This is a genomic window from Clostridium sp. CTA-19 (genome assembly GCF_054767855.1).
The window spans coordinates 1-15,580 of sequence record NZ_BAAABH010000020.1 but is presented as its reverse complement, the minus strand read 5'-3'; the positions used below and the strand labels follow the sequence as shown (position 1 = coordinate 15,580).

The window sequence follows — 15,580 nt, the reverse complement described above, 5'->3', positions numbered from 1 at the left end:
AATTTCATGCCAAATATTTAAATACACATATTATTTTTTTAGCTAACCTTACCCCTTAACCGCCTATTTATCACTCTTAATTTTTACACAATAAATTTGTCAAATTAATATTTTGATAACTTGGCAATACAACAAAAAATCTATTGGTCATAAAAATAGCCATTATATGGTTATTTTTATGACCACAGGTTAATAAATTTACCATTCTATATTATATTTTTTTATCTTATTTATAATTGTTCCATGAGTAACATTTAGTTTTCTTGCCGCTGCCCTTATAGATTTTTCTTTTTTCAAGGCGTTTACTATTGTATATTCTTCTACTTCTTCTACCATTTCTCTAAGCGTTTTTTCATTATCAACTTCTGTAGTATTTATCTTTTGAAAGAATATTTTATTATCAAATAATAAACATTCTGATGTTAAAATATCATTAGAACATAAATTTATAGCACGCTCTATTACATTTTTAAGTTCTCTTATATTTCCTGGCCAATCATACTTTAATAGCTCGTTTATAAATTCATTATCTGCAGATTTAATATTTTTGTTTATTCTATGATTTAAAAATTCAATAAAATATTTAGTTAAATAAGGTATATCTTCTTTTCTTTCTCTTAACGGTGGAATAACTAATGGAATTACATTTAATCTATAATATAAATCTTCTCTAAATTTTTTTTCCTTTATCATTGCCTCTAGATTTCTATTGGTAGCACATATTATTCTAACATTTACTTTTTCTTCTTTAGTTCCACCTATTTTTCTTACTTTTCCATCTTGAAGAACCCTAAGAAGCTTTGCTTGCAAAACAGGAGATAGTTCTCCTACTTCATCTAAAAATAATGTTCCATCATCTGCATTTTTTATCAAACCATCTTTTCCATTATTTAATGCTCCTGTAAAACTTCCTTTTTCATATCCAAAAAGTTCACTTTCCATTAGTGAGTCAGGTAATGCTGCACAATTTATAACTACAAATGGATTTTCTTTTCTCCCACTCAAGTTATGTATAGCTTTGGCAAATAATTCTTTTCCAGTTCCACTTTCACCTCTTATAAGTACTGTAGAACTTCCTTTTGCAATAAGTTCCACTACTGATTTAGTTTGTTCTATAACTTTACTTGTTCCAACTATGTCTTTAAATGCTCCATCTCGAGTATGACAAACAACCTTTGCCATCTCTATGGCTTTTTTCATATCTTTTATAGAACAAACTGCACCTACTACCTTTTCATCATCATCCCAAATAGCTCTACCTGTTGTTATATAACAAGCTTTTCCTCTATTATTTTCACTAGTTGTATTTATATTTGTATATTCATTTCCATGCTTTATTAAATTAATTATAGATTTATTATTTTTAATTACTTTTTCAAAAGATTTTCCAATCACCTCATCTTTTTTGTAATTAAATATATTCTCACAATAACTATTAAATAACTCTATATTATAATTTTTATCTATAACTAAAATCCCATCATCTACTGCATCTATTATTGCTCTTAACCTTTTTTCATTTTGCTCATAGTTTAAAAGTTCTATAGTTTTTATTTCTGATACTTCTTCAATTATCTTTATATTTTCCATGAGCTTTAAAATTTCATTATATTCTATTTTTTCTATTTTCAAATATAACTTTCTAGGAAAAACTTCTAAAGATATTAAATTAATGTTAGCTAAGTATATTTTCTCTAAAACTTTAAAAGTTATTCCTATTTTATCTTCCGTTGATATTTCTAGCCTTAAATATCTGTTCATTTGATTCCCCCAAATTTTTAATATCTTATAAATTAAATATAAATGCATTGGATTTTAAAATTATATTTAAGTTATATAATATACATTTTGAATGAAAATATTTTTAAATTATTGAGCCCTATTAAATTGCAGTTGGTTTTCCTATATCATCCAATAAATATATATTATAAATAATACTAATTATATTCAACTGTCCTAAAAACAATTTCAATTGTGAAAAATGGTGATTTTAATAATTAAAATCACCATTTCCATATCTTTATAGTATTGTTATATAGTAATAATTTAATAATTTTTTTTAATAATATAATTATTACTATATATAAAATAACCTCTGATGTTATTTTATAAATTACATTTTAGATAAATTTAAATATATTTTTTATATAAACATTTTTTTATTTCAACTCCATTATTAAATAAATATTTTATTATTTTAAAACATTGTTTTCTTTTTCAATTGAAAGAGCTAAATCTTTTCCAGAGACGAATGTTCCAACTATAAAGATATGAACAACTGTAGTGATTACATTCATAAAGTCTTTCACTATTAACTCCTCCTTTTAGTTAGCATATTCAATTAAATAATAAATCAGTTATGTATCTATTTTGAGCTATTATTTTCTTTCATATGCATTATTTGATATTATTTTATGGATAAAATATATTTTTTTATTCAGGTTTTAGCATAATTTTATTTTATACTAGTAATTCATGGTATATTTTTATGATTTTTTTCCATTAATATTGTTAAAATTTTATAATTTTCTTAATTAATACTGCTAATTTTTAACAATATTAATTAATTTTATTTATACTTTACAATTTATTAACTTTTAACTAATAATGTTAAAATTTTCTATATTTACTCTCAATTTATATACTGATATAATAATAATTGAAATTTAAATTTTCTGAATTTTAAATTATCTTATTTTTGTTTTATTCAAAATACAAAAATCCAAATTTAATTTTAATTGCCCTTTATGGTCATACTTAATTACTTTTCAATTTTAAAGTTAATAATTAATCACCATTCTTATTGTAAGGTTTTATAAAATTTTATAGCTTAACTATAAAAATTCAAATTTATAGTTTTTATTTTTAATATCCCTATATTAAAAGCTATAATCAAAATTTCTTTTGCTAACATTCATTTAATTTAACTTTGAAATTACTAAGTATGACCTTTTATATAATTTTATACTTTTAACTTTTATACTTAATACTTTTTATTAAATTTTAAAAATAAAAACTTAGCCTAAACTAAGTTTTTATTTTTTTAAGATGCCTTATATATTAAGCCCATTATATAATTTTTTAAATTCGTCTATAGCATAATTATCTGTCATTCCAGCTATATAATCACATATAGTTGATAGATAATAATACCTAAGCTCCTTTAATGTGTAAATATATCTTTCCTTCTCAGTAAAATTTTCTAAATTTGTTTCTTCTATTTGAAATTCTGCAATTTCTTCTAGCAAACTTTCCTTATCATCTATGACATTATCATTAAAATCTAATAACTCCATTTTCTCTAATTTAAATTTTAAAAGATTAGTATAAGATTCTATTATACCTTTTTTATCATTATTAAAACTAATATCTTTTATTTCTATTTTCTTTCCATTAAATAAAATTTTAATGTTGTATATATCACTGCATATTTTTTTCACATTACTTTGAAGTCTTTCTAAATTGTGTTTGGGCATCTGTCTTGGATTTGCATAGTATGCTTTAAATAATTGTTTAATTATATATCTAGAATTCCCATCAAATCTATTCACATTATAAGAATTTAAAATTTTAGCTTTTATATACTCTTCAATAGCTTCATCTAACTGTTTTCCATAATAAGAAAAATCAACTAATTTTTCTTTAAAATAAATTCTATTATTGATTTCAACTTTTACATTAAATCCTTTTTTCAATATATTATTCATAGAATTTGTTGTTACATCTGTTATAAAAAAATCTATAACATCTCTTGTTAATTGATTAATTTTAAAGCTCTCACTATAATCTTTTATATCTCCATTTTCACCAAAACTCTTATCAAAATCATTGTTATATATATTTTCTAATATAGTCATAGAAGTTTCAATATTGTTACTTTCTTTGGCATTGAAAATACTTTTATTAATTTTATCTAATGCTAAATTTTCTTTTATATTATTTTTTAAGGTTATTAAGATTTCTATGCTATCATTAGATATATAGTTGAAAGCCTTGTTTTTTTCATAATGTTCTAGTATCTCATTTACCTTCTTATATATTTTTATAGCAATAGATTCATAGCTTATATTTAAATCATTATCTTTTACTCCATCATCTATATCATGTTGTCTTTGTGCAATTTCATCACTAACATTTACAATCTGTCCCTCTAAAGTAAAAGAAAAAGGAAGCTCCATACATTCTTTTAAAAACATCTCATCTTGAATAAATCTATTAAGAGGCCAATTATTTCCATCCCTTTTAGTTTTCGTATGTTTCAAAATACCTTCCATAACTTGCCATGTTAAATTCATACCTCTGGTTTCCTTAAATTTAACTTCTAATTCATCCAATATTTTTAGTGAATGAAAATTGTGCTTAAAACCACCATAATTTATAGATGGATGTATTCTATTTGACAAAGTATCCTTCCCAATCATTAAATCATCTAATGTTCTCTCCCCTTGATGTCCAAAAGGAGTATGTCCTATATCATGCCCAAGTGCAATAGCTTCTGCCAATGCTTCATTGAGATTTAAATTTCTTGCTATTTTTCTTGCTATTTGAGCAACTTCTAAAGTATGAGTCAATCTAGTTCTAAAATGATCACCCTTTTGATGACTATATATTTGTGCCTTATGTTCAAGTCTTCTAAAAGCTCTTGAAAATATTATTCTATCTCTATCCTTTGCAAATTCATCTCTTAAAGAAAAATAGTTGCCTTTATGATTTTCTTCACTTATTCTTCTGTCTGTTTCTTTACCACATTGAGCAAAATTATTTGCCTCTATAAATTCTCTTTTTTTCTCCCAATTTTCCAATTCGAGCCACCTCCTAAATTTAAAATGTTATTTTTATATAAATTAAAACCACTATTATATTTTTGTATTTTCATAAATATTAAAATTAAATTTTATGTTATTTTCTTTAGACATCATCGCCTTTTCTTTTTTTATAAGTTTCCAATTTTTATTATTATCTATATCAAAAAAATTCTTATCACTATTATATTTTTCATGTATTTTAGTAACATATGCATAATTACAATATGGCGCTAATAAACTATATATACTTTCTCCACCAATACAAAATATGTCATCACTATTATAGTTTTTTAAAGTTAAAAATAATTCTTCTAAAGAATTTACTATGAAAAAACCATCTGCTTTATAGCCCTTTTGCTTTGTAATCACTATATTCACCCTATCTTTTAATGGTTCCATATTAGGTAGTGATTCTCTAGTTTTTCTACCCATAACAACAACTTTCCCTATAGTCGTGTCTTTAAAAAATTTTAAATCTTCTCTTATATTTACGAGAAGATTTCCTTTACATCCTATTCCATAATTTTCATCTACAGCCACAATAATATTCATTATTTCCACCTCAAATTTCAGAATAAACAGTATTTTAATTATATATTTTAACATATATAAAATTTAATTAAAATCATAAAAATCATGCATAATGCATACCTTTAATATGTAAAAAACTATTTAATTATTTAAAAATATTTTTTAAGGAGATTTTAATATGTTCTATAAAAACAAAAATAATAAAATTTTAAAATCTACTATTATAGGAGTCATATTCATAATTATAGTAGGTTCTTTGCTTCACTTTACTTATAAGTTTTCTAACAACAGCCCAATTGTAGGCCTTTTTTCACCTATAAATGAAAGTGTTTGGGAACATCTAAAAATGGCAGTCTTTGCCTCTATATTTTATATTATTTTTGAATATAAATTTGTAAAAGATTATGCTAATAATTATTTTTTTGCTAAAGCAGTAGCCTCACTTTCAACTATGATTGTAATCCCACTCTTATTTTATATATACACTAGCTTCACGGGAAAATCTATTCTTTTTATAGATATTCTAATATATATAGTAGCTTGTGTATTATGGGGAATAATTAATTATAAGATTACTTCTAGCAAAGAAATTTATTCTAATATAAATGGTTTAGGAATTATATTACTCCTAATAATAATACTATCTTTCTTTATATTCACTATATCACCTTTAAATTTGCCTATTTTTAAAGAAAACCTAAGTAATCCTAATGGATTATTAATTATAAACAATTTAATTAATAATACAAATATTTAAGAATTAAAAAATCTCTATAAACAGTTTTTAAATTGTTTATAGAGATTTTTCATTTTTTTAAATGTACATACTTATATTCCTTTTAAGTTATATTTAGCAGGTGCTAGCTACTAAAATTTTGCAAAGGAAGAATTTAAAAGTTAAATTCAAAGAATATAAGTTGCACATGTTAATTGCTAAATTATGAAAAATTCAAAGTTTCTTTTTCTCTTATATAAGCTTCTCTTTCTGATTCCAAAAGCATACCAGCTTTCTTTATATAATAAAAACCAGTTACTGCTGAAATCAAATCACTTATAGGGAATGCTATCCAAGCACCACCTACTCCAATTAAATTAACTAATACTATAACTATTGGGATAAATAATATTAATTGTCTATATACAGAAAGTATTAAACTTGATCTTGCTTCTTCTATAGATTGATAGAAGTATATAGCTACATAATATAATCCTACTACTGGGAAAACTGCTATACACATTCTAAAAGCTTTTACTGCTTCATTTAATAAACTTTGATCTTGAAGAAAACTTCCTATTATAGGTCTTGTAAATATCATCATTAACGCCCACAATATAGTTGATGTAACAGAAACAGCATATATAGCCTTTTTAACTATTTCTTTTAATCTTTTGTAATTTTTAGCTCCATAATTATATGCTGCAATTGGTTGCATCGCAGAACTTATTCCTATAACCGTTATAAATAAGAACATTGATAATCTACTTACAACTCCAACAATTATTATTGCAGAATCACCACCATATACAGATACTAAATTATTTAATAGTACAGCTACTACAGCATCTGAAATCTCTACTATGAATGTTGAAAATCCAATAGCAACTATTGCTTTTGTTATGTTAAAATTAAATTCAAGTTTTAATTTAAGATTTAATGCTTTCTTTACTCTTGAAAATTTATATACCATAAATAAAAACGCTATTATTTGTGATATAACTGTAGAAATTGCCGCACCTTTAACTCCCATCGATAAACTGACTACAAATATATAGTCTATTATTGTATTACAGATAGCCCCTATAGATGTTGCAACCAACGTTATTTTAGTATTTCCTAGGGCTGTCATAATGTAACAAGCCACTACCGTTAAAGATTGGAATAACCCACCAATTAATACAATACTTATATAACTTTCAGCATATGGATATATAGCCTCACTGGCTCCTAATTTAGTTATTATATGCTCTTTAAATATGAATACCGCGATAGGTACAATAATAAGTAACATTATTGTTAATATAAATGCATTATTTATAGTTTGTTTTAATTTATCATAATCGTTTTCTCCCAAAGACCTTGCTACTGCTGTAGATGCTCCTATAGCTATCAGAAGTCCAATTGATATTAGTAACCTTTGAACTGGGAATGCTATGGTAAGGGCTCCTATTGCATTAGCACCAACATACCTTCCTACGTAAAACGTATCAACCATGTTATAAAGCTCTGATACAAACAAAGATATAATTGCTGGTACTGCGAACTTAAAAAGTATTTTTCCAACTTTTCCTTCAGCAAACATCCTGTTGTCAAATCCCATTTTATCCACCTCATATTTTTTTATATAATTCTCTATTTTAAATTCATCATTTTGTACTTTTTAATAAAAAATCATAAGTATTTTTTCCTATATTACTATTATATATGTACAAAACAATACCTGCACTCATTGATATGCTCTATAAAAAGTACATTCTTAAGGACTTTTGATTAAATTTTATTTAACAAAAAAGTACAAAAGCACATTAAAAAGGGTGCTTTTGTACTTTTCTTAGTAAAATTAATGTTGATCCATACCCATCTATCATAGGAGCTATATGAAATACATTAGTTTTCTTAGCATAATTAAATTTTATTTCAGGAAATGCTGATTTTCTTAAAAGTTCTATTTCATCTTCTTCAATTAAATTAGGTTTGCCTAAATTTAACCAATAATTAAATGCAGAGCCCTTTTTTTCTCCGATTTCATAAAAAGTCATTCTATAATCATAATATAAATTAGTTATATTTAAAAAGAATTTTTTCTCTTTTACATTTTTGCTACCTCTTTTTTTATTGAACTCCTTTATATCCGCTAATTTTTCTAATTCTTCACTATACGTATATAGTAATATTTGATACTCATCACCTCTAGAAGTAACTATATAGCCTTCTCCATAACATATTAATGTATCACCTAATAGACTTAGTAAATAATATGCATAATATGATGGTTTCTTTATACCAAAACCATTCATTATTCCTCTATCCCCCATAAATAATTGACTATGAAAACTAGTTTCTTTTTGAATAACATCAACTACTTTCATAAAAACAGGTTCTTTTTTCATTACAATTTTATTTATTATATAAGGCAACATATAAGAAGTATCGTATATTGGATTTATATTTTTATTTTCAAAATATAGATTTTCTTCTAATTGCAAACTATATTGATTAGTAAATAAATCTATTATTTCTTCTTTTAACTTCTCTTCAATAGAGTTATGAATTTGAAATCTCCATTTTTTAAATTCATAATTTCCATACTCCTCTGTAAAAAATTTTATAAAAGCTTTCAACATATAAATCAAATTTTCATCTTCAAAATTTTCTTTTTCAATTACTATAAATGGCCTTAATTCTAAATCTAATATAAAATCCATAACTTGTTTAAGATACATAAAGTTTATAAATTCACTATTTTCAAATATTCCAAGATGTTTAGAAAATAATTTCGTAAGTTTTCCATATTGAAAAGTTATATTTTTTTGTATATCCGTTATATATTTTCTAAAGCTTTCTTTTAATAAATCATGTCCATGACCTAAATATATAACTTCCTTATAAAAATGTTCAAAATCTCCTTGATTTTGTGACATATCAATATTTAATCTTATAATTTTCTCTTCATAGTTATATCTTTCATAATCCTCTAAGTAATCTGATATACTTTCTAAAGTTTCATTGTTTATCTCTAAAAATTCTATTTTTTTTATTTTTTCTAAGTCTTTCTCATCAATTTTATACTTTTTCCTATACTGCTTTGGTGTTAAATTATAATGCTTTTTAAAATGTTTATTATAATATCTACTATGTGAAAATCCTACTTCTTCAGATATATCCGAAATAGTCATATCTGTATCTAACAGCAATTTTAAAGATTCTTCAACTCTAACTAAATTCACAAAATCTTTAAAGCTAAGTCCCATAGTATTTTTAATTTCATGTGAAAGATAGTGAGTACTTAAAAATTCCTTTTGAGCTATATCTTGAAGACTTATCTTGTTATTATAATTATTATATATATATTTTGCTATCCTATGATATCTTTGAAGTTGTTCGTCATTATCCTTTATCTCTTCTTTTTCATACATAAGATAATGAAAATTGTTTATAAGATGATATATAAGTTCTATTAAATTCTCTTCTATAAACTCATCATAATCATCTTGTCTTTGAACTAATTCACAAAGTACCATAGACAAATATCTTCTAATTATATCGTACTTTTCTTCATTTTGTACTCCTTCATCTGATGAATTAACATAAAAGAATATGTTTTCCATATCATCATAAAACTTTTCAAAGAATTTTAAATCAATGTGAAACATTAAAACTTTATTGTCCTCATCTTCGCTAAATATCATGTGTGCTTCTTCTGAATTTATTATTTCAATTTCTTTTTCTTCAACTTCATATGTTTCGGATTCAATAGTTACATTTATTTTTCCTTTTAAGACAAATAAAATTTCTAAAGATTTATGCCAATGAATCGGGTATTCTCCAACATTAACTAAAGACACATCTACTGGAAGGTTATCTATATATGAAATATATTCAACTCTCATTTATTCTCCTTTTCTACTTAATAAAAATTGCTATAAATATATAATAATTATAGCAAAATTAATGAAAATGTGTCATTTAAATTTATAGTGAAAAATTTAAATCCATTTTTCTGAGTGAATTTTCTTTTCTTCATAATTATATTTTAAATTTTCTTTTTCATTTTCATAGCCTAAAGCAACTATAGCTACTGGCTTTATGTGATTAGGAACATTTAATAAGTCACAAGCAGTTTTCATTCTTTCTTCTTCTGGATAAATTGCTATCCACACTCCACCTAGTTCTAAAGCTTCAACTGCTAACAACATGTTTTCCATAGATGCTGCACAATCTTGAAGCCAATATGCTTCCTTCTTTTGCTTTTCTACATTTGCACAAACAACAATTGCTACTGCACAGTCTTCTAGCATTTGTGGAAGTTTATTCATTATTTCTTTATTTTTTACTACTATAAATTCTACACAATTAGTATTCATTGCTGATGGTGCTGCCATTCCACATTCCAAAATTTCTTTTATTTTCTCATCACAAACCAATTCACTAGTAAAACTTCTTACACTTTTCCTATTTTTAATAACTTCTAAAAAATTATTTGCCATAAAAATCATCCTTTCTTTGTATCTTTACTAATTAGTTTGCATAATGTTTTATTTTTAATACTGATTTGACTAAAATATATTTGTATTTTTATCCCTTTCCTAAATAACCCTAATTTTACTTTAAAAATATTTGAAATTTATTTTTGTTATTGGTATAATAATTTGATTTTAAAACACAGAATTTAATAATATAGTTATAATTGTAATTAATAGTATTTATATGGTGGTGATTTTACTTGGAAATTTTAGATAAATTAAAAATACTTAGTGATGCTGCTAAATATGATGTTTCTTGTTCTTCAAGTGGGAGTAAAAGAAAGAATATTAATAACGGACTTGGAAATTGCAATACAAATGGAATCTGTCATACATTTACTACTGACGGAAGATGTGTTTCACTTTTAAAAATTCTTTTAACTAATTATTGTATTTATGACTGTGCTTATTGTATAAATAGAATTAGTAATGACATTCCTAGAGCTTTTTTTACCCCTGATGAAGTAGTTGACTTAACTATCAATTTTTATAAAAGAAATTATATAGAAGGTTTGTTTTTAAGCTCTGCTATTATCCAAAATGTAAATTATACTATGGAATTATTATTAAAGGTCACTAAAACATTACGAATTACTCATAAATTTAATGGATACATTCATGTTAAAGCTATTCCTGGTGCTGATGAAAAATTAATTGAAGAAACAGGTTTATATGCTGATAGAATGAGCGTTAATATCGAGCTCCCATCTTCTCAAGGACTAAAGCTTTTAGCACCTCAAAAGAATAAAGATAGCATATTAAAACCTATGTCTCTTATAAAAAAACAAATAATTCATTCAAAAGAGAATAGCAAATTGTTTAAGAATGCTCCCAAATTCGTTCCCGGTGGGCAAAGTACACAACTTATTGTTGGTGCTACAAATGATAATGATTATGATATTCTAAAACTTTGTGAAAATTTATATAAAGGCTATGATTTAAAAAGAGTTTACTATTCTGCCTATGTGCCTGTTAATCAAACACCAAACCTTCCTGATATAAAAGAACCACCACTTATAAGAGAAAACAGGCTTTATCAAGCAGACTGGCTTTTGCGTTTTTATGGGTTTAAAGCAGATGAAATTCTTAATAAAGATAATCCTAATTTTCATGATAAGTTAGATCCAAAAACTTTCTATGCACTTAATAATCTTTATTTGTTTCCTGTAGAGATAAATACTGCACCTTACGAATTACTTTTAAGGGTTCCCGGTATAGGTATAAAATCTGCTAAACGAATAATTTTAACAAGAAAAGTTGGATTTCTAAATTTTTATGACTTGAAAAAATTAGGAATTGTTTTAAAAAGAGCTCAATATTTTATAACTTGTAAAGGTAAATATTATGGTGATGTTGATATAGATAAAAAAAAAATTGAAGATAGATTAATTTTAAAAGAAAAGCAAATGATAAAAAATGATAATTATGAGCAACTTTCTTTGTTCTCAAATTTACCTAGTATACCTAATTCTGAAGATAAAATTAAAATAATAACTGGTCAAATTTAAAATAATTAAGAATTGGTAGGTGAAATGTTTATGAATATCTATACTTTTGATGGATCTTTTGAAGGATTTTTAACTTGTATTTATCATAGTTATTATAATGATATTAAACCTAATAACATCATAGTAACCACAAATTGCATTCCAAATCTTATAGATAATTTTATAGATATAATTACTGACTTAGATAACTCTTCAAAAGTTTATACTGCAATGGAAAATATCTTTACTAATGAAACAATAAAGAATATTATGTATGTATTTCTTAGTGCCAATGAAGAGAAGTATTGGATACTTCACAATTATATAAGATTAGCTTTTAAATTAAAAAAAGATGTAGATATGTATTTAAATAATGATACTATCTTAAAAGTTTCTAAGATTTCTAGAACTGTAAAATTAGAGGCCCATCGTTTTACTGGGTTTGTACGTTTTAAAGATTTAGGTGATAATAAATTTTATGCTTCTATAGAACCTGATAATAATATTTTAATTCTTATAGCATCACATTTTACTCATAGATTTAAAAACCAAAGTTTTATAATACATGATGTTAAAAGAGAATTAGCACTCATATATAATGGTGAAAAATACTTTATAGATTTTTTTAGTAAAGCAAACTATCAATTAGCAACTAAAATTAACGATGAATTTTACGAAAATTTATGGAAAATTTACTATACTTCTGCTTCTATACAAAGCAGGAAAAATCCAAACCTTCAACATAGACAAATGCCTAAAAGATATTGGAAATTTTTAATTGAAACAAGCTAAAATAATAGAGCTAAAATAATATTAGCTCTATTATCTTTTAGAAATATTCTCTTTTCTCAAAAATGTAATAGTGTCATCAAAACTCATTGGTTTTGCATAATAATATCCTTGAACTATATCACAGCAGTGCTTTTTTAAATAATTTATTTGTTCTTCTTTTTCTACCCCCTCAGCAATAACTAAAAGATTTAAACTATGTGCAAGTTTTATTAACCCTTCTATAATTCTTTCACTTTTTTCATTTACCCCTATGTCATCAATAAAACTTTTATCTATTTTTAAACAATCTAAGTTTAATATTTTCAAATATTTTATAGGTGATAGACCAACTCCAAAATCATCTAGTGACATACTTATTCCATAATCATGAATGTTATCTAACGTCGCTAAATTTTTTTCTAATGCGTTCATTATCAAACTTTCTGTTATTTCTAATTCTATATATTTAGGCGCTAAATCATATTTTTTTAATGTGTCTTTTAAAAATTCTGTTAGTAATTTATCTTCCAACTGTATTTTAGATAAATTCACAGATATTTTAAAATTATCATATCCATTCTCAAGAAGTTCTCTACACTTTTTACAAGCTTCCTCAAAAACAAATCTTCCAATGGGAATTATCAATTTAGTACTTTCAGCAACTGGTATAAATTTACTAGGTGGTATAGCTCCTTTTTTTCCATGATTCCATCTTAACAATGCTTCCAATCCTATAGTTTTTTCATTTTCAATGTTTATTTTAGGTTGAAAAACCACATACATCTCATTTTTATTTATAGCTTTTACTAAGTCTTGTTCCATATTAAAAATTCTATTTACTTCATCACATTTATCTACTTCAAAAATGCTAAAAGTATTTTTCCCTATGCTTTTAGATTTAAACATAGCAATATCTGCTTTATAAATTAAATCACTGATTATTGCCCCATGATCTGGATAAATTGCTATGCCAACATTTACACTGACAAAAAAATCTTTTTCATCTATTTTTAACGGGTATTTAAACAATTCAATTACTTTTTCTGCATTTTCTTTCACACTCATATACCCAGTGAAATCTTCATATAAAATAAAAAATTCATCTGCGTTGTATCTAAATACTGTATCTTTTTTATTTACTCCATTTTTAATCTTTTTTCCTACAGCCTTTAATAATTTATTACCGAAATCATATCCTAACTTATCATTAATTTCCTTAAAATCATCAATATCTATAAGCATTAGTGTCATTTTTTCTTTTATTTTTGTTGAGTTTTCCATGTCTTTTTTCATTAAAATTTCTCTTAAAAAAAATTTATTTGGAAGTTCTGTAATATCGTCAATATACCTTATTTGGGAATATTTTCTCTTTTCTTCCTTTTCTCTTGTTATATCCTTTACTGAAATATAAACTTTATCTTTATTACCTAAATTATCTAAGTTAGCTTGTCCTCTAATTTCTATCCATTTTTCATTATTATTTCTATTTATTAGCTTAAACTGATTATAATAATATATCTCACTACTTTTTAAAAACTCATCAAAAGATTTAATATATTTTAACGTATCATCTTTAGTAAAATATTCAGCACATTGATTCAAAGAATTTATTTTTTTGTGCAAATTTAATTCATCTAATACTGCATTAATTGATGGACTCATTTTAATTTTTTTATTTTTAGTGTCTATATTTATTACTCCATCAATTCCCCCACCTATGTATGGATAGGAACTTGCTTTGCTTTTGTCAAACCATAGGTTTTCATACTGTTTAAATTTATCTATATATTCTACTATTACCTTTTCATCATGTATATTTCTATAACTTATACCACTAGTAATTAATTTCCCTACTGTTCCATCAGCTCTTATTATTCTATATTCATTAGAAAATTTCTGTTTATCATCAGAAACAATATCATTTAAAATTTTATCAAAAGAATAATCTACATCATCAGGATGTATAAATTGTTTCCAAAACTCAATATCATCCTTTTTTTTATAATATTTTTTAATTCCTAAAATATCATACCCTATAAAGTTTATATTGAATTCTTCAGTGTTTGTATTCCATTCCCATAAAATCTCATCATAACTTTGTATACACTCTTCTGATTTCACTTTATAATCTTTCTTTATATTATCGTATTGCTTATTTAAGTAACAATTATAAGCCTTATTATAAAAAATCATATAATAACACCTCATATTTTTATACCACAATTTGTATTTTAAAATAGATTTTTTAGTTTTTATTCTACACCATCTTTTAAAATACCTTTGAAAAATTTAATTAATAAAATTATTCATTAAAAATTTATTAATATACTAGAGTTTAAGTTTATTACTCTGTCAATAATATCTATATTAATTATTATTTTTAAAATGCATTAACTATACACTTAATATTAAATTTACAACTAATTAAATTAAAATATAGCTAAAATAATTTTATTCTCTAAAAAAACTTATCTTTTTTTTGCAAAAGACTTCTAAACTGACATTTCAACTTAAATATTATAAAATTTATATAATCAATAGTACATGATTTAAAATATATTGGGAGTTAATTTACTTTTATAAGTTAACTATAGGAAAACAAGCTCGAATTTAAATTTATTCAATAACTTTAAAATATTTTCATACAAAATGTAGTGTTGAATTCTAAGCGATTCAGAGCATGTCTCACTATTTGGGGTATCCAAGTTTTGGAATGGATAATTTTAAAAGTCAACTTGGAACCCT

General features: G+C 24.2%; 10 protein-coding genes. 3 read left to right on the top strand and 7 right to left on the bottom strand.

Translation table 11 applies throughout. The features are described from left to right. Positions 1-198: 198 nt before the first annotated feature. The 3 genes from ACYUE0_RS11890 to ACYUE0_RS11880 form a co-directional block, all read right to left on the bottom strand. The gene (locus ACYUE0_RS11890) at positions 199-1,761 is read right to left on the bottom strand and encodes a sigma 54-interacting transcriptional regulator (RefSeq protein WP_460270726.1); all 1,563 of its coding nucleotides are present in this window, start codon (positions 1,759-1,761) and stop codon (positions 199-201) included. 1,292 nt (positions 1,762-3,053) lie between these two features. Next, complete coding sequence (locus ACYUE0_RS11885; protein WP_460270725.1) at positions 3,054-4,802, bottom strand: deoxyguanosinetriphosphate triphosphohydrolase family protein; 1,749 nt, start codon at positions 4,800-4,802, stop codon at positions 3,054-3,056. A 54-nt stretch (positions 4,803-4,856) separates the two neighbouring features. After that, positions 4,857-5,357: a dihydrofolate reductase gene (locus tag ACYUE0_RS11880; RefSeq protein ID WP_061995431.1), complete on the bottom strand. Its 501-nt coding sequence runs from the start codon at positions 5,355-5,357 to the stop codon at positions 4,857-4,859. Between the two features lie 157 nt (positions 5,358-5,514). Here ACYUE0_RS11880 and ACYUE0_RS11875 point away from each other — a divergent pair, with 157 nt between their 5' ends. After that, positions 5,515-6,093 carry a DUF6512 family protein gene (locus ACYUE0_RS11875; protein ID WP_061995430.1) on the top strand — a complete coding sequence of 193 codons (579 nt, stop codon included), beginning with the start codon at positions 5,515-5,517 and terminating at the stop codon, positions 6,091-6,093. A 181-nt stretch (positions 6,094-6,274) separates the two neighbouring features. Here ACYUE0_RS11875 and ACYUE0_RS11870 read toward each other — a convergent pair whose 3' ends face one another. The 3 genes from ACYUE0_RS11870 to ACYUE0_RS11860 all read right to left on the bottom strand — a co-directional run bounded on the left by ACYUE0_RS11870 (position 6,275) and on the right by ACYUE0_RS11860 (position 10,541). Then, on the bottom strand, positions 6,275-7,654 hold the full coding sequence (locus ACYUE0_RS11870) for an MATE family efflux transporter (RefSeq protein ID WP_460270724.1): 1,380 nt from the start codon (positions 7,652-7,654) through the stop codon (positions 6,275-6,277). A 205-nt stretch (positions 7,655-7,859) separates the two neighbouring features. After that, entirely contained in the window at positions 7,860-9,944 is a 2,085-nt protein-coding gene (locus ACYUE0_RS11865) for a helix-turn-helix domain-containing protein (protein ID WP_061995428.1), read from the bottom strand. Between the two features lie 96 nt (positions 9,945-10,040). Next, the gene (locus ACYUE0_RS11860; RefSeq protein WP_061995427.1) at positions 10,041-10,541 is read right to left on the bottom strand and encodes a nitroreductase family protein; all 501 of its coding nucleotides are present in this window, start codon (positions 10,539-10,541) and stop codon (positions 10,041-10,043) included. A gap of 236 nt (positions 10,542-10,777) precedes the next feature. Here ACYUE0_RS11860 and ACYUE0_RS11855 point away from each other — a divergent pair, with 236 nt between their 5' ends. After that, positions 10,778-12,085, top strand: a complete 1,308-nt coding sequence (locus ACYUE0_RS11855; protein WP_460270723.1) for a putative DNA modification/repair radical SAM protein — start codon at positions 10,778-10,780, stop codon at positions 12,083-12,085. Between the two features lie 30 nt (positions 12,086-12,115). Further along, on the top strand, positions 12,116-12,856 hold the full coding sequence (locus tag ACYUE0_RS11850; RefSeq protein WP_460270722.1) for a TIGR03915 family putative DNA repair protein: 741 nt from the start codon (positions 12,116-12,118) through the stop codon (positions 12,854-12,856). Between the two features lie 30 nt (positions 12,857-12,886). Here ACYUE0_RS11850 and ACYUE0_RS11845 read toward each other — a convergent pair whose 3' ends face one another. Then, the gene (locus ACYUE0_RS11845) at positions 12,887-15,028 is read right to left on the bottom strand and encodes a bifunctional diguanylate cyclase/phosphodiesterase (RefSeq protein ID WP_460270721.1); all 2,142 of its coding nucleotides are present in this window, start codon (positions 15,026-15,028) and stop codon (positions 12,887-12,889) included. Between the last annotated feature and the right edge of the window lie 552 nt (positions 15,029-15,580).

What these genes read in the sequence shown, in the direction of transcription:
- ACYUE0_RS11890 (WP_460270726.1), bottom strand. Translation starts at nt 1,761, where the DNA reads ATGAACAGATATTTAAGGCTAGAAATATCAACGGAAGATAAAATAGGA.
- ACYUE0_RS11880 (WP_061995431.1), bottom strand. Translation starts at nt 5,357, where the DNA reads ATGAATATTATTGTGGCTGTAGATGAAAATTATGGAATAGGATGTAAA.
- ACYUE0_RS11875 (WP_061995430.1), top strand. Translation starts at nt 5,515, where the DNA reads ATGTTCTATAAAAACAAAAATAATAAAATTTTAAAATCTACTATTATA.
- ACYUE0_RS11870 (WP_460270724.1), bottom strand. Translation starts at nt 7,654, where the DNA reads ATGGGATTTGACAACAGGATGTTTGCTGAAGGAAAAGTTGGAAAAATA.
- ACYUE0_RS11865 (WP_061995428.1), bottom strand. Translation starts at nt 9,944, where the DNA reads ATGAGAGTTGAATATATTTCATATATAGATAACCTTCCAGTAGATGTG.
- ACYUE0_RS11860 (WP_061995427.1), bottom strand. Translation starts at nt 10,541, where the DNA reads ATGGCAAATAATTTTTTAGAAGTTATTAAAAATAGGAAAAGTGTAAGA.
- ACYUE0_RS11850 (WP_460270722.1), top strand. Translation starts at nt 12,116, where the DNA reads ATGAATATCTATACTTTTGATGGATCTTTTGAAGGATTTTTAACTTGT.
- ACYUE0_RS11845 (WP_460270721.1), bottom strand. Translation starts at nt 15,028, where the DNA reads ATGATTTTTTATAATAAGGCTTATAATTGTTACTTAAATAAGCAATAC.